Genomic DNA, 22159 nt, shown 5'->3' with positions numbered 1-22159 from the left:
AAGCACACCATGTCCATATTCATGGAAAACGAAGAGAACGACGGCATTGTCGGCGACATCAATATGACGCCGCTCATCGACGTCATGCTCGTGTTGCTGATCATTTTCATCGTCACGTTGCCGATCATGAACCGGGCGCTCAGGGTGGATCTGCCGAAGGAGGCGGCCAAGCAGAATCTTTCGCATGACGATGCAATCGATCTGTCGGTCGAGGCTGGCGGCGCGGTGTTCTGGAACAGGTCGCCGGTCGACGACGCGCAACTCGCGCAGAAGGCGCGCAGCGCTGCGGACGCGGAGCCGACGCCAGTCGTGAGGATCTACGCCGACCGTCATGTCGAGTATCGATATGTGATGCACGTGTTGTCCGTTGCGCAATCCGTGGGACTGTCGAAGCTCGAATTCGTGACTGCGCCGGTTGGGCAGTCGACGGGACCGGAGCAGCCCGCACGGCAGAAAGCGGGTACTGCAGCGGGAAACTGACGGTACGGCGCGCCGCGGAGCACGAATGTGAACGCGCCGCCATAGCGTTGCGGACTATCAATGTGAAAATGGCTTACTTACCGTACGATTATTTACATGTTAATTTGCTCATGCCCACAGCGGGCTCCAGTGCTGCTGAGGCTGGTTCTGGTTTTGATCGTCTGGAATGGCGGGACTTGGGCAAAGGTATGGAAAATCGTCTGCGGAGGCAGTTCAAGCGCGAACCGGCGCTTGGCGAACGGGCTTACCTGCTGGGTGAGGAGTTCAGGAGAAGCTATGACTGGCTCAAGAGTCGTCTATGGCGCAAGGTCGGATGTCCGTTCGTTGCCGAGGACCTGAGTTCCGAGGCGTTCGTACAACTAGCCGAAGTTCCGGACATTCGCGCCATCCGCGAGCCGCGCGCGTTATTGACGACTATTTCGCAACGACTCGTATTCGACTTCTGGCGGCGCCGGGATCTCGAACAGGCCTACCTGCGGGAACTCGCGTATGCGCCTGAAGCCGTCGCCTGTTCGGAGCAGGAAACCCACGAAATGGTGCAGTTGCTGATCGAAATCGACCGGCGTCTGTCGGGATTGCCGGAGAAAGTCCAGCAGGCGTTTATGTACAGCCAGCTGGACGGCATGACCTACGCTGAAATCGCGAGCCTGCTGGACGTGTCGGTCAGCATGGTCGGTCAATATATGACGAAGGCTCTCAAGCATCTGATGAACGTCTCCCCATGACAGACCGCGCCAGCAACGCGCCGGCATTGGATGCGGCCATAAGGTGGGCGGTACGGCTCGCGGCGGGAAATGCGAGCGAAGCCGAATTCCGCGAATTTCTGGACTGGAAAGCGGCGGCGGTCGAACATCAGCTTGCGTGGGGAAGCATCGAACAGCAATTGCATCTGTTTTCATCGGCGCGCGAACGCGATGGCGGGACGGCGCATCGGGCGTTGGCGGCGACCCGTGTGTCACGCCGAAAACTTCTGCGCGATGCGCTCGCCACCGTCGCGGTGGTCGGCGTAGTCGGCGCCGCGGTGCGCCGCTTCGGTCTGTTTGACTCGCTGTACGCCGATGTCGCGACGGACGTCGGGGCGCGGCGGCAGCTCAGTCTCGCGGACAATTCGATGCTCGTACTCGATGCGCGCTCGGCCGTCGACGTCAATTTCGGTGAACGCGAACGTGCGATTCGCCTGCTAGAAGGGCGGCTGTTCGTGCGTGTCGCGCGCGACTCCGCACGGCCGTTTGTCGTCTATACGCGCGACGGTTCATTTTCGGCTCTCGGTACGGCATTCGGTGTCGGTTTATCCAGCGAGGGTAGCCGCCTCGCCGTCACGCATTCTGCGGTGCGGGCGCGTTGCGCGGCGGGTGCCACGCTCGACGTCGTCGCAAGCCAGGTCGCGACCCTTCGCGCCGGCGCGCAGCCGGTCGTTGAGCGATGGCACGCCGACTCCGAAGTCACATGGATGAAAGGCTACGTCACTATCGTCGATCGACCGTTGCATGAAGTCGTCGAATCGCTGAACCGGTACGTGCGGGGTTTCATCTCGATGTCCGACGACGTCGCGGCGCTGAAGATCAGCGGTCTTTTCCCGCTTGACGACGCGCAAATGGCAATCCGGCAGATTGCGCAGACGTTGCCGGTGATCGTCACTTACCACACCGACTATTTCATTCGAATAACGGCGCGCTGACCGAGCCTGCGTTCGCGTCCTTCGCTTCGACTTCAACGGACCCACTCGACATATCGACTCCGACAAGCCGGCGTTCGACTGGCGAGGGCGTGCGTGATCGGCGTGCGTTGTCTGCGTCGTCGCCGGATTCCTTCTTTTTGCCGTCCTCCGCTGGAAATCAGATCGCTTCGTTGCACAAGGCTAGCGTGGGGATCGCGATCGCGCACCCGTTTTGAAAATATCCAGAAGAAAATAAAATCCGCCGCGAAATAAGGATAGCAAAATGAAACTGTGGGGAAATACCGTGCCTGGCAGATCGGCGTTCCGCATCCTCGTGATGGCCGCGTTGCAAGGTCCGGTGCTGTGCGCATCGGCGCGGGCCCAGACGCCGCAACCGTCCGCACCGGTGGTGCATGCGTTCGACGTTCCTGCCGGCCAGCTCGACCGGGTGCTCGTCACCATCGCGGAACAGGGCCACCGTCCCATATCGTTCGACGCGGGCTTGACGGCGAACGCGCTCGGCCACGGAGTCAAAGGGACGATGACCACCGGGCAGGCGATCGACCAGGCGCTGGCGGATACCGGCTTCGAGCAGTTCACGACATCGGGCGGCGCATTGAGCATTCGTCGCAAGCCTGTGCCGACGCCGCACGCCGATGCGCAAAGCGCGTCGGACGCGCCGACTTTGCCTCAGATCGTCGTCCGCGATTCGCTCCAATCAGCGGCGGGCCAGTTCGCGGGCACGGCAAGCGCATCGGCAACCCGCACCGATACGCCGCTCACCGACATTCCGCAGTCGGTCCAGGTGATTACGCAGGAGGTCATGCGCAGCCAGCAGACGCAAAGCGTCGAAGACATCCTGTCGAACGTCAGCAACGTCACGATCTCGCCCAGCACGGTCGGGCAGGATATGATCCAGATTCGCGGTTTCGCCGCGCCGGTGTCGACTGACGGCCTGATGACCGACACGTATCAGAACGCGCTGGCTATCCCGCTCATCGGCGTGGCGCAGGTCGACGTGCTGAAAGGCGCCGACTCGATTCTGGCGGGTTCGATGCAGCCGGGCGGCGTCGTCAATGTCGTGCGCAAGCAGCCGCAGGCCGACCGCGTCAACGAGGTCACGCTGCAAACCGGATCCTATGGCGAAATGCAGGCCGGATTCGATTCGGCCGGCGCGCTATCTGCGGATCAGCGGCTTACGTATCGTTTCGTGGTGTCGGGTGACCGTACATCCGAGTCGTACGGCGGTGGCGTCGGGCAGCGAACGCTCTATCTCGCGCCCTCGGTTGGCTACCGGACTGCATCGTCGAACCTGGTGGTCGGCTTCACGCAGAATACGGAGCATGTGCCCGTTCCGCTCTACACGATGATCGTCGACGGCAGTCCCGCGAAGATTTCGTCGCCGATCGGAGGCGCCGACGATCACATGAGAATCAACGATACGTCGGTCTATTACGACTTCACGCAAAAGCTTCTTTCGAACTGGACGTTCAGAAGCAAGGCGTCCTATGACGCGTCGGTCACCTCGTATTACGACAACGATGCGACGGAACTCGACGATAGTGGGCTCGCGAGCTTTTATCCGGTGGCGGGCGCACTGCATCAACGCACGTTGAGTCTCGAAGAGACGTTGCAGGCGAAATATAGAACCGGTCCGGTATCGCAGACCTTTCTGGCCGGATTTTCCTGGCAGAGAAATCTGATCAATACGGCGACGGGCGGCGACTTTGCGGCGCTCACGACGGGTAGCATCTTTACGGAGAACCTGCCGGAGGTGCAGCTTCCGGCATCGGGCTTCGTGACGTCGGTGAGCGATTACTCGTATCAGGCCTATTTGCAGGACCAGATCGCGTTGTTCGACCGGTTGCACGTACTCGCGAGCATTTCGCACGCGCAGGCGCGCAACGACTACAGTTCCGGCAAGGAGTACTCCGAGGGCGCGTGGAGTCCGAATATCGGTGTGCTGTATCAATTGACGGGCGAGCTTGGCTTCTACGCGAACTATCTCAGGAGTTTCACGCCGCAAGGCACCGATTTTCTGGCGAATGGCGAGGTCGCCCCGCCGGCTATCGGCAAGTCCGTCGAAATCGGGCTGAAGGGCAGTTTTCTCGACGACAAGCTGATTGCGTCGGCCAACGCGTTTCGGTCCGCCGTGACCAATATGGTCGTGCAGGCCGGTCCGACGATTCTGGACAACGAATTGATCCCGGGCGGTACGGTCAGCCGCGGTGTGGAGTTCGACGTGAGCGGCGAGATCCTGCCGGGCTGGAACGTCATCGCCAATTACGCATATACCGATCAGACTTCGCCCGAATATCAATCGTCGATCAGCCTGCTGCCGCGCCATTCATTTCGTTTATGGACGACATACGCGTTCCGGAGCGAAGCGCTGCATGGCTGGAGCATCGGTGGCGGCATCAAGGGAAGAAGCGCCTATCAGGGCGAGTCGACCGGAAAGCTGCCTTCCTATTACGTGCCGGGTCAGGCCAGCACCGATATCACGGTTTCATACCATCGTAAGGACTGGTCGATCGCCTTCGGCGTCAAGAACCTGTTGAATCGTAATCTGTATGGCGATACGGCGACCAACAGCTTCCTCGCTGTCTATCCCGGGCGGACGTTCGTGCTGACCGGCCGATACGCTATCTGAGCACCGTGAGTACCGAATCGATGGCGGGCGAAGCGTGTGGCGATGCACGGGCACTCGCGAAGCCGGTATGTTTGCCGGCGGGCACAGGGCACGATTCGCCGGCGCTGCATGCGGGCGTGCGCGCTTCGTTGCGTGCGGCAGCGCAACTCGCACGTCCGTTCTGGATGTCGGAGCGTCGTTATCAGGCGTGGGCGCTGCTCGCCGTGCTGGCCGGCGAGACCGTCGCGAGCGCGTATATGACGGTTTGGCTCAACGCCTGGAACGGCCGCTTCATGGACGCCCTCGCGCGTTATGACGCGGTCGCGCTTGCGGACATCATGGGCGAATTTGCAATCCTTCTCGCGACCTTCGTCGTCCTCGGCGTGGTTGCGATGCTGACGGGCTCGATGCTGCAGATCGTCTGGCGGCAATGGATGACCGAACGCTTTCTCGATGCGTGGCTTGGCGACAGCGCGTTCTACCGGATCGAGCGCGACCAGCAGGTCGATAACCCTGATCAACGGATCGTGCAGGATATCGATCAGTTCGTCACGGCTAGTTGCACGTTGTCGGTGGGGCTGTTGAGCACGCTGGTGCGGCTGGTCAGTTTCTCGCTGATCCTGTGGCGCCTGTCAGGTCCGTTGAACATGCATGTAGCGCATCGTGTTGTGTCGGTTCCGGGCTATATGCTATGGGCCGCGCTGATCTTTGCGTCGCTGACGTCATGCGTTACGCACTGGATTGGTCGTCCGCTGATGCGCCTGAATTTCAACAAGGAGGGCGCGGAGGCGCACTTCCGTTTCATGGCGGCCAGCATCCGGGAATACGCGGAGCAGATCGCGCTGTATCGGGGCGCGAGTGCCGAAGGGCGGCGCATGCGAGCGAGTTTCGACGCCATTCGCGGCAATTTCTGGCAGATCGTTCGCTTTAATCTGCGATTCAATCCGCTGACTACGGCCATCATCTACATCTCAATGATCGTGCCGACGTTCGTCGTGCTGCCTCGCTATATGGCGCATGCCGTGACGCTGGGTGGCATGATGCGGCTGTCGGGGTCCTTCGCAGCGGTGAACGGCGCGTTGTCGTGGTTCGTGCAGAACTATCAGGCGTTGCAGGGTTACCGGGCGATCGTTGCGCGCCTCGACGGGCTGGAGCGGGCGATTGCATCGCGGCAATCTCAAGGCGCTGAGGATGCCGGTTCGATCGTCTGCAGCGTCGATACGCAGCGTTGCCTGTGCGCGAAGCAACTGACGCTGCGCACGCCCGACGGGCGGGTGTTGACCCGGGACGTGAATCTCGCCGTGCATCCGGCGGAGCGCTGGCTGATTCGCGGACCGTCGGGCGTCGGCAAGAGCACGTTGATTCGCGCGCTGGCCGGCATATGGCCGTACGGTTCCGGCCAGGTGACGGTGCCGGCGGGCGGCGGAGTGCTGTTCCTGTCGCAGAAGAACTATGTGCCGGCGGGAACGCTGAAGGCCGCGCTGTGCTATCCGGGCACCGACGATGCGTTCGACGATGACGTCTGTTCCAATGCGCTCACCGCGTGCCGGCTCGAGCGTTATGCCGGCAGCCTGTACGAAGTGTCTCGCTGGGGGCACCGGCTTTCCCCGGGGGAGCAGCAGCGTCTCGCATTCGCTCGTGTGCTGTTGCAGCGCCCCGATTTTCTGCTGCTCGACGAGTCGACAAGTGCGCTGGACCCGGAGATGGAAAGTGGTCTGTACCAGACGGTGATCGATAGATTGCCTGATATGGCGATGGTGAGTATCGCGCATCATCGCGGTCTCGACGCATTGCATACTCACTCGCTGTGGATCGAACAAGCCCACATGGCGTCGGTATGATGCGCCCGTAGATTGACTGCCGTGGTCGTGCGGTCGGATCGGGATTTCGTCGATTTACGGGGGCTGTGCGTTCACCTTGCGTCGTTACCGGCAGCAACTGAAAAGTAGCGATGACCTTCACGGACAGCAGTCACTGCGTCGTTGCAACTCGCGCCATGTGCGCGTCGATAAACTCCGCGCAGTTCCTGAGCGCACGGCGAGCCTCGGGGACGACGTCCGGAAACAGCTGCCACTGGTGCACCATGCCGGGCCACACCTCGACCGATACCGCGACGTCGTCCAGCGCGGCCACACGCGCGATGCGCAGGCTGTCGTCGAGCAGGATTTCGCGCGCGCCGACCTGGAGCAGCAGCGGCGGCAATCCGTGCAGATCGGCGAACAGCGGCGACGCGTCCGGACTGCGCGGATCGGCGCCTTGCATATAGACTTTCGTGACGTCGAGCAGGCCCGCGCGGGTAAGCACCGGGTCGAGGCTGGCGAGCGTCCGCGTGGAATCGCCCGACGCAGTCAGATCCATGATCGGGCTCATCGCGACCAGCGACGACGGCAACGGCCGATGCGCCGCGCGCAGCCGCAATGCCAGTTCGAGCACCAGATTGCCGCCGGCCGATTCCCCGGCAACGGCGATGTCCGACGCGAAATAGCCCTGTTTCAGCAGCCATTCGTAGCTTGTAACGGCGTCGTCGATTTGCGCTGGGTAGCGTGCTTCGGGCATGCGCCGGTAGTCGGGCAGCAGCACGTCGGCCCCCGCGTCCCTGGCAAGGGTGGCGGCCAGCGCGCGGTGGCTGTTGCTGGAGCCGCTGTAGAATCCGCCGCCGTGCAGATAGAGGATCACGCGGCGTCCGTGCGTGCCGGACACACGGGCGTGGTTCAGCGAGACCCACTTGCCGGGAACGCCATTCGCATCCACGTGGTGGATCGTCACGCCGTCTGGCACCGGGACCTGCGCCATCAGTTTCTCGAATGCCGCGCGGCGATCAATGAAATCACGCGTGCCGACGAGCGATTGCTGGCGCTTCGCGACCACGGTGGCGATACCGTCGTTGACGGATGCAGGTGCACGTTGCGCGTGCGCGCCGGACGTGGCGAACGCGATGGACGTCGCAACGCCAAGTGCGGAAACGATCAGCAATTTCATGAATTCTCCGTGGATGTATGGTCGGTCGTTGACCTCGGAACTCAGTCTGACGGCGTCCGGCGCGCGGGGCCAATTCGAAGTAGCCGCATGGGTGATAAGTTTCGCTAATCGGTCGTGTTGCCGCCCCGAGGGCGCGAAGCGGCTGTTCAACGCGGATGCCGATCCGATTCGCGGCATCGGCGGGCGCGGCATGCAGGCGCTTGGCCACTGCTATGGCACCGGGGAGTCGCACGGGGTCTCAATACATTTATCCGCAAGTGCAAACCCCGTTTCCGTCCGCAGGACGAGACAGACGTGACTGATAAGCCCGCGCTAGTCGGCCGCGGGTCCAGCGGCGGAGGCGGTGGTGCCCGCCTGCAAGCGGCGCGCCTCTTCGATCGCCAGCTCGACGAAGTCCAGCACCAGCGGGCTGCGTTCGTCGCCGCGAAAGAAGACCTTCACGGTGAGTGGATCGAAGCCGCTGACCGGACAGTACACGAGTGATTCCGGCACCGACGCAAAAACATACGCCGCGCCGAGCATCGACCCGAGCCCTTGCTCGACGAGCGCCATGCCAACCTGCGATTGTGTGGTCTCGTACACGATGTTCGGCTGCACGCCTGTACTCACGAAGCGGGCGCGCACCGAATCGTAGAGCGGTTCGTTGACGGAGCGCGCGGGCACGATGAGCCGCTCGCGCGCCAGCTCGTTGATCCGCAGCCGCGTGCGTCGGGCGAACCGGTGGTCGCGGCGCATCAGCACACACCAGCCGGAGTCGAGCAGGTCTTCGGAACCGATGTGCGTCTCGCGACCCGACTGCTCGACGGGAACGCCAAAGCCCACGTCGATCTCGCCCGTGCCGAGCGCTGCCCATTGCCGCCTCGCGTTCATTTCGCGCCGGATGATCATGACGTCGGGATAAAGCGCCTGTAACCGGATCAGCGCGGGCGGCACGAACGGCAGGTTGGTGTATTCGACCAGCCCGATCGACAGCGTGAAGGTCTGGTCTTCTCCGGCTTCGCGTGCCGCGCGAAGCGCGCGGTCAAGTTGCCCGAATACGTTGTCGAGGCCGTCGCGCAGTGCGTCGCCGGCGGCCGTCAGCATGACGCCGCGGGAATCGCGGGCGAACAGCGGCGTGCCGACGAGCACTTCGAGCTTGGCGATCTGCTGGCTTAGCGCGGGCTGCGTCACGCAGGCGACATCGGCGGCCCTGCCGAAATGAAGTTCCCGCGCGAGGATCGCGAAATAACGGAGTTGCCGAAGCTCCAGTGCTTTCATGCGGAGAGAGCGGGATTCTTCCATGATCGATTATGGCGAGCCGGGAAACACCGCGTCGACGCGCACCTGGTCGAACGCATTCGCCGCATACGCGGACCTTCCGGCGATGCCGGTCAACACATTGGCCGACGGCATGTTGACGATCGCCGCCCGCCGCCTCGCGGCCATCAGCGGCGCGAACGCGCGCATCCCGGGAAACATGCCTTTCGCGTTCACATTCATCATCGGCGCCCACTCCTCGACCGTCGTATAGGCGAGGGGCGGATAAGATATACTCCGGCGTTATTTACTGGTATGTCCGGCGTTCCGTGCTGTTCGACCGTCCACGCTGCCACATCGCGCCACTGTTCTTCCGAAGCGGTATCGAGCGTTCTGAACGCGGCTTTCCCCCCATTGCTCCTGATCTCTTCAATGACGCCTGCGCCGCCGTCGGCATTCAGGTCGGTCGTGATCACCGTCGCCCCCTGCGCTGCCAGTCGCAGACTGATTGCGCGTCGAATGCCGGACGCAGCGCCGGCGGTCACCGCCACTTTGTTACTCAAACGCATGGGACTCCCTGATCGGACCGGGTCATTCATTCGGAACGTTGATTGCCATTATATGGATAAATTTTCCATAAAGTGGAATGATACATGTATGTCGGAATTTGCTTCGCCATTCAAGAGAGAGGAAGAAAGACGTGCCTAAACTCGCAACTGGACAAACGTTGCGCTCAGCCGAACGTATGCTCGATGTCCTGAAGGTGTTTTCAACCGACGAGCCTGCGCTGACGGTGTCGGAAATCACCGGCCGGCTCGGGCTTGCGCCGAGCACCGTTCGGCGCATCCTGGACGCGCTGGAGAGCAAGGGGTTTGTGAGGCTGGACACGCGAACCGGAAAGTACTCCCCGTTCGTCGAGATCGTCCGGCTCGCGGCCGCGGCGGTGCAGGGCAACGATTTGATATCGGGCGCGAGCCAGCCGCTCGACGACCTGCGGGATCGGACCGGCGAGAATGTTCAATTGACCGTGCTCGTCGAGAACGACGTGGTGTTCGTCGATCGCCGCGTGACAAATCAGACGATCAAGATTTTCAGCCCGATCGGATACCGGCGGCCGCCGTGGGACGGACGTGCGTCGGGGCAGGTGCTGCTCGCGTGGCTGTCCGGCAATCAGCTGGAGGGGATTTTGCCGTCGCCGGCGCAATGGCGGCCCGGCGAGGTGCCGGGACTCGCCAGTCCGAAAGCGTTCCTCGCGCTGCTCGCGGAGGTGCGCGAAAAGGGCTACGCGATCAACGACGAGTTCACCGAGCGGGACGTCTGGGCCGTCGCCGCGCCTATCCGCGACCACACGCGGCAGGTGATCGCCGCCGTCAGCATTCCGGTGCTGAGGTCGCGCGTGAGCGACCCGAAGCGCGTTTCGGAACTCGTCAACGCGGTCATGGCGGCCGGCCGGGAAATCTCCCACCGGTTGAGCTATTTCGAGTAAAAGCGTCTGGGCCTCTTTGCGAGGTCCGGGGACGGCTTCCCGACAGGTTTCAAATCCAGGTCTCAGGTCGACCAGACCTGCGAGTCGGGAAAGAGCGTTGCGCCGTCGTAGCGCAGCGCCGGGTGGTGGTCGCGGGCGAGCAGCAGTGGCCCGTCCAGATGGACGACGTCCGCCTTCTGCGCGAGCACGATGCCCGGCGCCATCGAAAGCGACGATGCGACCATGCAGCCGACCATCACCTTCATGCCGGCGGCGCGGGCGGCATCGGCCAGCGCCAGTGCTTCGGTCAGACCGCCGGTCTTGTCGAGCTTGATATTCGCGAATGCGTATTTGGTGCGGATATCGGCGATCGAACGGAGATCGCGGCACGACTCGTCCGCCGCGAGCGGCACCGGGCTCGCGTAGCCCAGCAGCGCATCGTCGGCGCCCGCCGGCAGAGGCTGTTCCAGCAACTCCACGCCCAATCCGGCGAATTCCGGCAGGAACGCGCCGAGCTGGTCGGGCCGCCACGCTTCGTTCGCATCCGCCATCAGGCGGGCTTTCGGCGCGGCGCGGCGCACCGCGCGCACGCGCTCCAGGTCGCCGTCCCCACCCAGTTTCAGCTTCAGCAGCGGAAGGTGGGCGAATTCACGCGCGTTGTCGGCCATCGCTTCCGGCTCGTCGAGGCTCAACGTGAACGCCGTGACCACCGGTTCGAGCGTCTCGCCGAGTCCGGCGAACGACGCCACCGTTCGGCCGCTCAGCCGGCTGCGCAAGTCCCATAGCGCGCAGTCGAGCGCGTTGCGCGCCGATCCGGGCGGCAGCAGGCGCTGCAGATCCTGCTGGCCGAGCCCTTCCTCGATAGCTGGCGCCACCGACCGGATCTGTGCGGTGACGCTTTCAATGCTCTCGCCATAGCGGCCATACGGCACGCATTCGCCGAGGCCGACCATTCCCCGTTCCCCGATGCGCACCACGATCGATTCCGCGAGCGTCTTCGATCCGCGGCTGATGCGGAACACGCCGCGAATCGGCAGCGTGCATTGCTGGACTTCCAACGACCGTTGTTTCATGTCACTCCTCCTCGTTCGCAAAATAGTTTGACACACATCTGTTGAGACCATATTATGGATTCACAAAACACATTATGGTGCAGATTGATGAGGACGACAGCGAGAGAAGAACCCCGGGACCACCCGGCGCGGAGGAGCAAACTGACGAGCCTTGCCGACGCCCTGGAGCGGGTCGAGGCGGGGCAGCTCCTCGCGCTCGGCGGCCTGTGGTTTCACAACAATCCGTGCGCGGCGGTCAGGGCGCTGGCACGCAGGAAGGTCAGGAATCTGCGTCTCGTCGCGGCCCCGCCGTCGAGTTATGCAGTCGATCTGCTGATCGGCGCGGGCTGCGTCGCGCAGGCGACCGTTGGGCACGTGTCGTTCGAGCATCTCGGCTTTGCGCCAAACTTCCGGCGCGCGGCTCAGGAGGGGAGCGTGAGCATCGTGGATGCCGACGAGGCGACCATCCTCGGCGGCCTGATGGCCACCCTCGAGCATCTCGATTCGCATCCGGTCACGTCGGTGAAAGGCACGGATATCGGCCGTTCCGCCGCCGCGCCCCGCAACGGCGCGGGTGTCGTCGCGCCGCTCGCGCTGCGCCCGGATGTCTGCCTGCTGCACGCGCAGGAGGCCGACATTTACGGAAACGTGAGGAATCTCGGCACGCCGTTCTGCGATCCGTTGTTTGCGAAGGCGTCGAAGTACGTGATCGTCACCGTGGACCGGATCATCGACAACGGCGAGATCCGTGCGCAGCCGAATCGCACGACGATTCCGGGCTATCTCGTCGATGCGGTCGTCGAAGCGCCGTTCGGGGCGCATCCGTGCTCCAGTCACGGCATCCACGTGCACGACGAACCCGGCATCAGTGCGTACATCGAGGCGGGCGCGAATGCCGACACCTGGCGTCGCGAATACTTCGGTCCTTATGTTGAGGAACCCGAATCGCTTGAAGATTACGTGCGCAGCGTGGGCGGCGCGGACCGGATCCTTGCGCTTTCGGAGGTGGTCCGATGAATGGGTTCAGCAATGATGAACTGATGACCGTGCTGCTTGCGCGGGAGCTGAGGGACGGGGACCTCGCTGTAACGGGGGCTAGTTCGCTGGTGCCGGTCGCCGCATGTCTGCTCGCGCAAAAACTGCACGCGCCCAACCTGACGCTGATCACCCCGGCGGGGGTGGTCAATCCGAAGCCGAAACGGCTCTATCGATCGGCGTCGGACGGCCGATGGGTCGAGGGCGCCGAAGCTCTCGGCACTGCGTACGACCTCTTCGAGATGTCCGAGAACGGCAGGCTGGACGTGATGTTCTATGGCGGGGTCCAGATCGACCGGCGCGGCAACATCAACCTGACCGGAACGGGATACGACGTAAGCGGCCGTCCGCGCTTTCGCGGGCCGGGGCTGGCGAACACGTCGTTCGCGGTGGTGTCGAAGCGGATCCTCCTTTTCAGCGCGGCGCATACGCGTCGGACCTTTGTCGGGAGCGTCGAATTCCTGACCGCTGCCGGTCATCTGGGTGGTCCTGGTGAACGGCAGAAGCTCGGTATCACGACAGAGGGCCCGGTTCTGTGCGTGACGCCGCTGGTCACGTTCGAATTCGACGAAGAGAAGTGCATGCAGGTTCGCTCCATTCACCCGGGAGTCGAGCCTCGCGATGTAATCGAGAACACAGGTTTTGCGTTGCGCACGGCGTCGTGGCCGACGTCGGCTGCGCCGACTTCCGACGAGTTGTCGATACTGCGCCGCCTGGTCGATCCCGGCGGCGAGCTGTCGGCCTGAGCGCCGCTTGCGGAGCGGAATGAACTGCAGATAACCCAGTAAAACATGATGAATCAGAAAACCAGCTTGAAAGGACTGCGCGTGATCGATTTCACGCGCGTGGTGGCGGGTCCGTATTCGACCTCGATTCTCGGCGACCTCGGCGCGGACGTGATCAAGATCGAGCGGCCGGGCATCGGCGACGACAGCCGCGGTTGGGGGCCTCCGTTCGTCGGCGAGGTCAGCTCCTATTTTCTCGGGCTCAACCGCAACCGGCGCAGCGTCGCGATCGATCTGCAGACGCCCGAGGGCATCGAGATCGCGAAGAAGCTGATCGTGGGCGCGGACGTCGTCGTCGAAAGTTTCCGCCCCGGTGTGATGGATCGCCTGGGTCTGGGTTACGAAGAGCTGAAAAAGACCAATCCTGGGTTGATCTATTGCGCGATCTCGGCGTTCGGTCAGACCGGGCCGTACCACGAGCGGCCAGGCTACGACCTGATGATCTCGGCGCTAGGCGGCCTGATGGGGGTGACCGGAAGCGCCGACGGCGAGCCGGTCAAGACCGGCGTCGCGCTGATCGACGTATCGACCGGGCTGCACGCGGCTATCGGCGTGCTCGCGGCGCTCCATCACCGTACGCTGACCGGTGAGGGCCAGCGGGTTGACGCCTCGCTGCTTGGCACCGAACTGGCGATTCTGATCAACGTCGCCAGCGAATACCTGATTGGCGGCAGCATCGCGAAGCCGCAGGGCTCCGGCCACGCGAACGTCGCGCCGTACCAGGCGTTCCCGACCGAAGACGGCTGGGTGTTGATGGGTTCCCCGAATGACAAGCTGTTCCGCAAGATGTGCGATTCGCTCGGCAAGCCCGAATGGAAGGACGATCCGCGCTTCCTGACCAACGGCGACCGGGTGAAGCACAAGCCGGAACTCGTCGGCATGATCAGCGCGATCACGCGGACGCGCAAAACCAGTCACTGGGTCGAGCTGCTGTCCGCCACGGGCGCGCCGGTCGCACCGATCAACAAGATGGACCAGGTGTTTCAGGACCCGCAGGTCAAGCACCTGAATCAGGTTGCCCACGTCGAGCATCCGATGTATGGGCGATATCCGGTTGTGACGTCGGGTCTGCGGTTCTCGGAGACGCCGCCGGTTGTCGGAGCAGCCGCGCCGAGGCTCGGCCAGCATACCCGCGAGATCCTCGAAGGCGAGCTGGGGATGAGCGAGAGCGAAGTCGGGCAGCTCGTGGAAAATGGGGTGGTGGAATACCGGCCGGCCGCCGGCAACGAAGTCGCGGCCGTGAAATGAACGTTCGACCCGGCGGTTTAGAGTGAGCCAGTCCGGGCGCCAGCGACGCTGGCGCCCTCGATAAAAAAGATCGACAACAGCGTTGTCGCGCGAGAAATGTGGAGACGAGCATGAGTACCTTGAACGATTCGATCGGGACCGCAGCGCAGCATCAGGTCGAGCAGAGCATCGCTCACGATCCGGCGCGGCGGCGCCGCATCGTCATCGGCGCGGGTATCGGAACCGCGATCGAATACTACGACTTCACGATCTACGCGTTTCTCGCGACGACGATCGCGCAGGTCTTCTTTCCGAAATCCGATCCGACCGCCGGGTTGCTCTCCACGTTCGCGATCTTCGCCGCGTCGTTTTTCCTGCGGCCGTTCGGCGGCATCGTGATCGGACACCTTGCGGACAAGTTCGGACGGCGCAGGGCGTTGACGCTGTCGGTTGCCGGGATGGTCGTCGCGAGTGTCGTGGTTGGCCTGATTCCGTCTTACGACATGATTGGCGTTGTGGCGCCCGCGGTACTCGTGCTGCTGCGTAGCATTCAGGCATTTTCCGCCGGTGGTGAACTGGGGACCGCGGCGTCCTATGTGGCCGAGCAGTCGCCGGTCAAGCGCCGCGGCTATCTCACCGGTTTCGTGAATCTTGGCACCGTGACAGGCACGCTGCTCGCGTCGTTCACCGTCGCTCTCACGCGCGCGTTCGTGGCGGATACGAATTTCGCGTCGTGGGGTTGGCGCATTCCGTTCCTGATTTCGTTGCCGCTCGGCATCATCGCGTTGATCGTGCGCTTGCGGATGGAAGAGTCGATCGCATTCGAGGAAATCGCGAAGGAAAAAGACATCAAGCGTGCGCCCGCGCTCGGCGTGCTGAAGGCTCGTCCGACCGCGGTGCTCGTTGTGATCGCGCTGGCGCTGACCTCGAATGCCAGCTACTGGACGGTATTCACCTATATGAGCACGCTGCTGCAGACACAACATGTGATCGATGCGAAGACCGCCGCATGGTCCACGACGGCGACGCTGGTGCTGGCTGCGGTGTCGATGCCGTTCTGGTCGCTGCTTTCCGACCGGTTCGGCAGAAAGATCGTCATGATCCTCGTGAACGGCCTGTTCGTCGTCGCCTCGTATCCGCTTTTCAAGCTCGCGACTCATAGCGCAGGCGTCGGTATTGCCGTTCAACTCATTCTCGGCCAGATCACCGCGTGCTATCTGGCGAATCTGCTCGCGACGCTTGCCGAGACGCTGCCGGCCTCGATGCGCGTCAGCGGCTTCGCGCTCGGCTACAACATCGCTTCGATCCTTGCGGGGGGATCGGCGGGCTACGTCGCGACGTGGCTCGTCGCCCATACCGGAAACCCTGCATCGCCGGCGTTCTTCGTGATGGTCGCGACCGGCCTTGCATTGGTGGCCTCGGTCTGCATGCGCGAGACGGCGAATCGTCCACTGCTGCTGGATGCGTGACGTGATTCACGCGCGAGAAAGCCTCATCGCGTGGTAAGAGCCGTGACGCCGAAACATCTCGCCCGTAACGCACTTATTTAAGATGACTAAACATGAAGCAACTTGATTCGCTTCCACTGCAACATGAACAAAGCGGCCTCAACCTGTTGCAGGGTATCCGCGTTCTCGATCTGACGACATCGGTTGCAGGACCTTACGCGACACAATTGCTCGCGGACCTGGGAGCGCACGTGCTAAAGATCGAGAAGCCCGGTGTTGGAGATGACACGCGAGCCTGGGGGCCACCGTTTCTCGGCAGGCAGTCGCTGTGGTTCGCGAGCGTCAACCGCAACAAGGAAAGCATGACGCTCGACGTCCGTCATCCGGAGGGTCGCGACATTGTGGACCGCCTTGTCGAGGACAGCGACGTCATCGTGCTGAACATGGTCGATGCGGTCCAGTCGAAGCTGGGCCTCAATGCGGCCCGGCTTCGGTCGATCAACGACAAGCTGATTCACGTTTCGCTCACGGGGTTCGGCCTGACCGGGTCCCGTGCGGATTCGCCCTGCTACGACCTGATTGCCGAAGGCTACTCCGGCGTGATGGATCTGACCGGCGAACCCGATGAGGGTCCGCAGAAAGTCGGCACGCCGGCGGCGGATCTGCTCGCGGGCCAGGACGTCGCGCTCGCGACGCTCGCGGCGATCATCGAGCGCCAGCGCACCGGCGTCGGCAAGGCGATCGACGTCTCGATGGTCGAAAGCATGGTCCGGTTCATGTCGCCACGCATCGTGCCTTATCTCGGCTCGGGCGAGCCGGTCACGAGATCGGGCGGCCGCGATTCGGTGATCGCGATCTACCAGGTGTTCGACACCGCAGACGAGCCGATCACGCTGGGCCTCGGCAACGATGCGATCTGGCATCGGTTCTGGCGCGCCGTCGAGCGGCCGGAGTACGGCGCGCGCAACGAATTCGCGACCAACGCGGCGCGCAGGGAACAGCGTGCGCAGATCGTGGCTGAAGTAAGCAGCATTCTGCGCATTCGCCCGCGTGGGGAATGGCTCGCGATCTTCGCGCAGCACCGAATTCCCGCTGGTCCGATCAATCGCGTCGATCAGGTCGTGGACGACGAGGTGCTGCGCGAAAAGCACATGTTTTACGCAGTCGAGGGCGCGGACGGCCCCGTTCCGCAAGTGGGCCTCGGCATCCGGTTCGATGGGCAAAGCAGTGTTCACAGGCTGCCGCCGCCCGAGCTCGGCCACGACACGGAAAACGTATTGCGCCGACGGCTCGGTCTTGCGGACGAGGACGTTGCGCGTCTAACCGCGAAACAGATCATTTGATGGAGATTTACGATGGCTTACGAAGAGATTCTGTATGAAGAAGATGGTCCGATCGGGACCATCACGCTGAACCGCCCGGACGACGGCAACATGTTTACCGAGCGCATGTGCCACGAAATTCGCGATTGCATCAACGACATCCGCCGCGAAACACGCACGCGCGTTATCGTGCTGACCGGTGCGGGCGACAAATTCTTCTGCACTGGCGGGCGCAAGGACGGTATGCAGGATTCCAAACTCTATGCCGGCGTGCTGCCAGTGCTGGAAATGTACGAAAGTATCGACCGGCTGCAGAAGCCGGTGATTGCATCGGTCAACGGCTTCGCGGTGGGCGGCGGCAATGTGTTGCAGGTCGTCTGCGATCTGACGATCGCGAAAGAGAGCGCGATTTTTCGCCAGGTCGGTCCGATGGTGGGGAGTTTTGACGCCGGCTACGGTACGTGGTACCTCGAAGACCTCGTCGGCAAGAAGCGCGCGAAGGAGATCTGGTACTGCAACCAGAAGATCACCGCACGCGAAGCGGTCGAAATGGGCTTGATCAACAAGGTCGTGCCGGACGACGAACTGAAGAGCGCGACGAAGCACTACGCGCTCGAAGTCGCCGAACGCGGTGCGTTCGCGCTTGCATCGATCAAGGGCGCATTCAACGCGCGGCATGGTGGCGTAGCGGGCCTCTCGCGGGTCACGCACGATCTGCTGCTGCGCGCGTATCTCGGCAGTGAAGAGCAGGAAGAGCTTGCGCAGGCGTTCGCAGCCCGCCGGATCCCCGACGCCGAGCGGTTCGGTCACTGAGAGGACGAGGCATGAGCGTCGAGCTTTCATTCCGTGACAACCTTGCGTTCCTCACGTTGAACCGTCCTGAAGCGCTCAATGCGCTCAGCTTCGCGGTGCTGCGTGAAATTTCGGCGGCGTTCGACGAAGTCAAGGCATCCGATGCCCGAGCGCTCGTCGTTTGCGGGCGAGGCGGTAAGGCTTTTTGCGCCGGGGCGGACATCAAGGAGTTGCGCGGGCGCAGCATGGTCGCGCAGCGAGAGGGCGCGGTGTTCGGGCAATCGGTTTTTCGCCAGCTCGACCAGTTGCTGATGCCGTCGGTGGCCGTGATCAATGGCTACGCGTTTGGCGGTGGCCTCGAACTCGCGCTGGCGTGCACATTCCGCGTCGCGACGCCGTCGGCAAGGATGGGCTTGCCGGAAATCAGGCTGGGTCTCGTGCCGGGCTACGGCGGTACGCAGCGTCTGCCGCGTCTCGTCGGTCCGGCGCGTGCGCTGGAGCTGATCATGTCCGGCCGGACCGTGGATGCTGCGGAAGCGGAGCGGATCGGTCTCGCGAACCGCGTCGTGGACGATGGCGATCCTCACCAGATAGGGCAGGACTTCTGCGCTCAATTCATCGGTTACAGCGCGATCGCGTCGATGCTGGCGCGGCAGGCGGTGCTGCGTGCGTGTGATGTGTCGCTGGAAGAGGGTCTGCGCATCGAGGCGGACCTGTCGACATTGGCGTTCCAGTCGGACGACGCGGAAGAAGGCATGCGGGCGTTCATCGAAAAGCGCAAGCCGCAATTCAGCGATCGGTGAAATGCGCACCGGTCCGCACGCAACCCACCATAGTGGAACAGACATGACGAAAGTTAAGACAGTAGCAGTCGCGGGCAGCGGCACGATGGGCACCGGCATTGCGATCGTCGCGGCCCGCGCCGGTTTCCGGACCATCGTGTTCGACACGCGTCAGGACGCACTCGATCGCGCACGCGGGCAGACCGAAGCCTTCCTGCGGAAGTCGGTCGCGCGAGGCAAGCTCAGCGTCGAGGACCTCGACGCTATTCTCGGACGATGGTCGTCGACGACGAAGCTCGAGGATCTCGCGTCAGGCGACGTGGTCATCGAGGCCGTGTTCGAGGACCTGCGTGTGAAGCACGAGCTGTTTTCCGCACTCGACAGGGTCTGCGCCGCCGACACGATCTTCGCGTCCAACACGTCGACCATTTCGATCACCGAAATCGCAGGCGGCTCGGGGCGCCCGGACCGCTTCGTCGGCATGCACTTTTGCCTGCCTGCCCAGTTGATGAAACTGATCGAGATGTCGCCGGGTCTCGAAACGAGCGACGACACGTGGCAGCGAGCGTGGGAGTTCGCGTTGCAGATGGGCCAGCAGCCGGTCAAGACGAAGGACACGCCGGGGTTCATCCTCAACTATTTCCTGATTCCGTACAACAACGATGCGATCCGTCTCGTCGAGGCCGGCGTTGCGGAACCGGCGGAGATCGACAGGGCGATCAGGACGGCACTGGGCTATCCGATGGGTCCGCTCGAACTGCTCGACCTCGTTGGCATGGACACCCAGCGCCTGTTGTGCGAGGCGATGCACGGCTTGACGAACGAAGACCGCGCCGCGTGCCCGCCGCTCGTGAAGCGGATGATCGCGGCGAAACGGCTCGGCAAGAAAACCGGCCACGGTTTCCATCGATACACCGACACGAAGATGTTTGGAGCGTGAGATGAATTACAGCATCAAATGGGCTGGGACGAGCCAGTCGTTTCCCGACCGTCATCCGTTTCTCGACCGTGCCGGCACCGACGAAAAGTGCCGCGTCTATCTGGGCGATGCCGCGGGCAAGCAATATATGGCCGAACGCGACACGCTCGATGCGACGACGATCGTCGCCATCGAGCTGAAGGACGAATGCCTCGGCGTGTATACCGATGAAGCGCGTTCGCCGCTCAGCGCGCAATCCGCGCCGCGCAGGGCCTTCGGCTTCGCGCGATTCCGGCTCGGGAAAGAGGTACCGACGCAACTCATCGAGCTCGTCACGCCGCGCGATTTCGACGAGGCGGCGCTGGTGGAATTGAAGGCGTTATTCGAGAACGCGGGTCTCGTCGTGGCGACGTGCAACGACTTCCCCGGCCGTATCGTCAACCGGCTGGTACGGCCTTACTACAACGCGGTACTGCGTCGCTACGACGAGAAACTGGCCACTGCGGAGGACCTCGATACCACGCTGAAGCTCGGGCTCGGCTATCCGGAAGGACCGCTGGAGCTGCTGAATCGCACGGGTCTCGCCGAACATGCGCAGACGTCGCAAGCCCTTTACGAAGCACTGGGAGACCCGGCGTACATACCGGCGCGGCTCGCGATGATCGCTCTTCACGTCCGCAAGCTTCACGAGTAACGCCCATAGCGGTTCTCAGCCAGCACGCTATCTGGCTGAGCCGATAGAACTCGAGACTTACTCAATGACAGAAGACTTCACTATCCGTTCGGTCGGCATTGTCGGCTCCGGTGCGATGGGCCGGGGAATCGCGCAGATTGCCGCGCTCGCGGGACTGAACGTACACCTGTACGACATCAGGCAGGACGCCGTGGAGGCCGCCCGACACCATCTCCGCGATACGTTCGCGACGCTTGCGACGAAAGGCAAGATTGCGGTCAACGCGGCAACCGACGCGGTGGCACGCATCCGGTCCGCGACTTCGGTGGACGCGTTGAAGAATTGCGACCTCGTGATCGAGGCGATCGCCGAGAATCTCGACGCGAAGCGGGATCTATTTACCCGGCTCGACGCGGTGGTTCGGGAGGACTGCATCCTCGCGTCGAATACCTCGTCGCTGTCGATCACCGCGATCTCGACCGCGTGTTCGAAACCGTCGCGCGTCGCGGGATTCCACTTCTTCAATCCCGTTCCGCTGATGAAAGTCGCCGAGGTCATCGACGGTCTGCATGGCGTGCGGGAGACCGGTGATCGCCTGATGGAGCTGGCGCGGCGGATGGGACATACGCCGGTGCGGGTGAAGGACATGCCCGGCTTTATCGTCAACCACGCGGGGCGCGGAATGAACACCGAGGGCCTGCGTATCGTGAGCGAAGGGGTGGCGGACTTCGTCGATATCGACCGTATCGTGCGCGAGCAGGCCGGCTTCCGCCTGGGGCCATTCGAACTGATGGACCTCACGTCCCTCGATGTATCGCATCCTGTCATGGAGTCGATATACCACCAGTTCTATGAGGAGCCTCGCTTCCGTCCATCGCCGGTCACCGCGGTCCGGCTCGCGGGCGGCCTTGTCGGGAGGAAGGCCGGCGAAGGCTTCTACCGATACCCTGGCGGCAGGAAGGAGATCCCGGACGAGGGGCTCGTTCATGCCGCGTTGCCCGAACGCGTATGGATCAGTTCGCGTTCAATCGACGCGCACCGGCAGGTCACCGATCTGGTAGCGCCGACCGGTGTAACGATCGAGTCGGGCGAGCGACCGTCGGAAAGCGCATTGATCCTCGTGATGCCGTATGGCAAGGACGCCACCACCGCCGCGCTCGAAGAAGGGCTGGACGCGAGCCGGGTTGTGGCGATCGATTGCCTGTTCCCGCTTAGCGCATCGCGCCGTCGCACGCTGATGACCACGCCGCTGACGAATCCGAGCTTTCGCGACGGCGCGCGCGCGCTCTGCTCGCACGGCGGTGCCGCCGTGACCGTTATTCGCGACTCGGCGGGATTCGTTGCACAGCGGATCGTCGCGATGATCGTCAACATCGGTTGCGATATCGCGCAGCAGAGAATCGCGTCGCCCGACGATATCGATCTCGCCGTGACGCTCGGTCTCGGCTATCCGAACGGACCGCTCGCGATGGGCGACGCTGTCGGCGCGGCGAGGATTCTGGAGATTCTGCGCAACATGACCGCGCTGCTCGGCGATCCGCGATACCGACCCTCGCCGTGGTTGGCGCGGCGGGCGCAACTGGGAATGTCCTTGACCCAGGCGGATGACTGAGGGTGACTTAGTGGCGGCAGTGCCGACTTGACAAGAGGAGGGCAAACGTCGTTTGAAAAATCGCTA

Annotated in this window: 21 protein-coding genes; 16 read left to right on the top strand and 5 right to left on the bottom strand. The window is 63.0% G+C overall.

What is annotated here, in order from left to right; genetic code table 11:
• Nucleotides 1–9: 9 nt before the first annotated feature.
• The 5 genes from BXE_RS41650 to BXE_RS41630 all read left to right on the top strand — a co-directional run bounded on the left by BXE_RS41650 (nucleotide 10) and on the right by BXE_RS41630 (nucleotide 6607).
• Entirely contained in the window at nucleotides 10–480 is a 471-nt protein-coding gene (locus tag BXE_RS41650; protein ID WP_011494166.1) for an ExbD/TolR family protein, read from the top strand.
• Between the two features lie 68 nt (nucleotides 481–548).
• The gene (locus tag BXE_RS41645; protein WP_233518934.1) at nucleotides 549–1205 is read left to right on the top strand and encodes a sigma-70 family RNA polymerase sigma factor; all 657 of its coding nucleotides are present in this window, start codon (nucleotides 549–551) and stop codon (nucleotides 1203–1205) included.
• Complete coding sequence (locus BXE_RS41640) at nucleotides 1202–2158, top strand: FecR domain-containing protein (protein ID WP_011494164.1); 957 nt, start codon at nucleotides 1202–1204, stop codon at nucleotides 2156–2158. Before BXE_RS41645 ends, BXE_RS41640 begins: the two co-directional genes overlap by 4 nt.
• 262 nt (nucleotides 2159–2420) lie before the next feature.
• A complete protein-coding gene (locus tag BXE_RS41635) occupies nucleotides 2421–4787 on the top strand; it encodes a TonB-dependent siderophore receptor (protein WP_011494163.1) in 2367 nt (788 codons plus the stop codon).
• Nucleotides 4788–4792: 5 nt separating this feature from the next.
• The gene (locus tag BXE_RS41630) at nucleotides 4793–6607 is read left to right on the top strand and encodes an ABC transporter ATP-binding protein/permease (RefSeq protein WP_148223120.1); all 1815 of its coding nucleotides are present in this window, start codon (nucleotides 4793–4795) and stop codon (nucleotides 6605–6607) included.
• Between the two features lie 130 nt (nucleotides 6608–6737).
• Here BXE_RS41630 and BXE_RS41625 read toward each other — a convergent pair whose 3' ends face one another.
• From BXE_RS41625 to BXE_RS48405, 4 genes are all read right to left on the bottom strand, one after another.
• Nucleotides 6738–7745 carry an alpha/beta hydrolase gene (locus BXE_RS41625; RefSeq protein WP_011494161.1) on the bottom strand — a complete coding sequence of 336 codons (1008 nt, stop codon included), beginning with the start codon at nucleotides 7743–7745 and terminating at the stop codon, nucleotides 6738–6740.
• A 312-nt stretch (nucleotides 7746–8057) separates the two neighbouring features.
• On the bottom strand, nucleotides 8058–9002 hold the full coding sequence (locus BXE_RS41620; protein WP_148223119.1) for a LysR substrate-binding domain-containing protein: 945 nt from the start codon (nucleotides 9000–9002) through the stop codon (nucleotides 8058–8060).
• A 30-nt stretch (nucleotides 9003–9032) separates the two neighbouring features.
• Nucleotides 9033–9203 carry a hypothetical protein gene (locus tag BXE_RS48410; RefSeq protein ID WP_407668656.1) on the bottom strand — a complete coding sequence of 57 codons (171 nt, stop codon included), beginning with the start codon at nucleotides 9201–9203 and terminating at the stop codon, nucleotides 9033–9035.
• 20 nt (nucleotides 9204–9223) lie between these two features.
• Entirely contained in the window at nucleotides 9224–9550 is a 327-nt protein-coding gene (locus BXE_RS48405; protein WP_052115908.1) for an SDR family NAD(P)-dependent oxidoreductase, read from the bottom strand.
• 176 nt (nucleotides 9551–9726) lie between these two features.
• Between BXE_RS48405 and BXE_RS41610 the strand changes: the two genes are divergently transcribed.
• Nucleotides 9727–10467: an IclR family transcriptional regulator gene (locus tag BXE_RS41610; protein ID WP_199577096.1), complete on the top strand. Its 741-nt coding sequence runs from the start codon at nucleotides 9727–9729 to the stop codon at nucleotides 10465–10467.
• Nucleotides 10468–10529: 62 nt separating this feature from the next.
• Here BXE_RS41610 and dgcA read toward each other — a convergent pair whose 3' ends face one another.
• Nucleotides 10530–11519, bottom strand: a complete 990-nt coding sequence (gene dgcA, locus BXE_RS41605) for an N-acetyl-D-Glu racemase DgcA (protein ID WP_011494156.1) — start codon at nucleotides 11517–11519, stop codon at nucleotides 10530–10532.
• Between the two features lie 87 nt (nucleotides 11520–11606).
• On the opposite strand from dgcA, the gene BXE_RS41600 reads away from it, so the two are divergent.
• The 10 genes from BXE_RS41600 (at nucleotide 11607) to BXE_RS41555 (ending at nucleotide 22093) form a co-directional block, all read left to right on the top strand.
• Nucleotides 11607–12515 carry a CoA transferase subunit A gene (locus BXE_RS41600; RefSeq protein WP_011494155.1) on the top strand — a complete coding sequence of 303 codons (909 nt, stop codon included), beginning with the start codon at nucleotides 11607–11609 and terminating at the stop codon, nucleotides 12513–12515.
• Nucleotides 12512–13279, top strand: a complete 768-nt coding sequence (locus BXE_RS41595) for a CoA-transferase subunit beta (protein ID WP_011494154.1) — start codon at nucleotides 12512–12514, stop codon at nucleotides 13277–13279. Before BXE_RS41600 ends, BXE_RS41595 begins: the two co-directional genes overlap by 4 nt.
• Nucleotides 13280–13324: 45 nt before the next feature.
• A complete protein-coding gene (locus tag BXE_RS41590) occupies nucleotides 13325–14566 on the top strand; it encodes a CaiB/BaiF CoA transferase family protein (protein WP_011494153.1) in 1242 nt (413 codons plus the stop codon).
• Between the two features lie 110 nt (nucleotides 14567–14676).
• Nucleotides 14677–16014: an MFS transporter gene (locus BXE_RS41585; protein WP_011494152.1), complete on the top strand. Its 1338-nt coding sequence runs from the start codon at nucleotides 14677–14679 to the stop codon at nucleotides 16012–16014.
• 92 nt (nucleotides 16015–16106) lie between these two features.
• Entirely contained in the window at nucleotides 16107–17336 is a 1230-nt protein-coding gene (locus BXE_RS41580; protein ID WP_011494151.1) for a CaiB/BaiF CoA transferase family protein, read from the top strand.
• A 12-nt stretch (nucleotides 17337–17348) separates the two neighbouring features.
• Nucleotides 17349–18128, top strand: coding sequence for an enoyl-CoA hydratase-related protein (locus BXE_RS41575; RefSeq protein WP_011494150.1), 780 nt, complete (start codon nucleotides 17349–17351; stop codon nucleotides 18126–18128).
• An 11-nt stretch (nucleotides 18129–18139) separates the two neighbouring features.
• Entirely contained in the window at nucleotides 18140–18910 is a 771-nt protein-coding gene (locus BXE_RS41570; RefSeq protein ID WP_011494149.1) for an enoyl-CoA hydratase/isomerase family protein, read from the top strand.
• 43 nt (nucleotides 18911–18953) lie between these two features.
• Nucleotides 18954–19829 (top strand): 3-hydroxyacyl-CoA dehydrogenase family protein, encoded by an 876-nt coding sequence (locus BXE_RS41565; RefSeq protein ID WP_040123628.1) that lies wholly within the window; start codon nucleotides 18954–18956, stop codon nucleotides 19827–19829.
• A gap of 1 nt (nucleotide 19830) precedes the next feature.
• On the top strand, nucleotides 19831–20502 hold the full coding sequence (locus tag BXE_RS41560) for a 3-hydroxyacyl-CoA dehydrogenase family protein (protein WP_040123629.1): 672 nt from the start codon (nucleotides 19831–19833) through the stop codon (nucleotides 20500–20502).
• A gap of 64 nt (nucleotides 20503–20566) precedes the next feature.
• Nucleotides 20567–22093 carry a 3-hydroxyacyl-CoA dehydrogenase gene (locus BXE_RS41555; protein WP_011494148.1) on the top strand — a complete coding sequence of 509 codons (1527 nt, stop codon included), beginning with the start codon at nucleotides 20567–20569 and terminating at the stop codon, nucleotides 22091–22093.
• Nucleotides 22094–22159: the final 66 nt, after the last annotated feature.

It is taken from the genome of Paraburkholderia xenovorans LB400, assembly GCF_000013645.1.
Classification (GTDB): Bacteria; Pseudomonadota; Gammaproteobacteria; order Burkholderiales; family Burkholderiaceae; genus Paraburkholderia; species Paraburkholderia xenovorans.
Note: the sequence above shows the minus strand (reverse complement) of the source record. Positions and strands in the feature narration are given on the sequence as shown.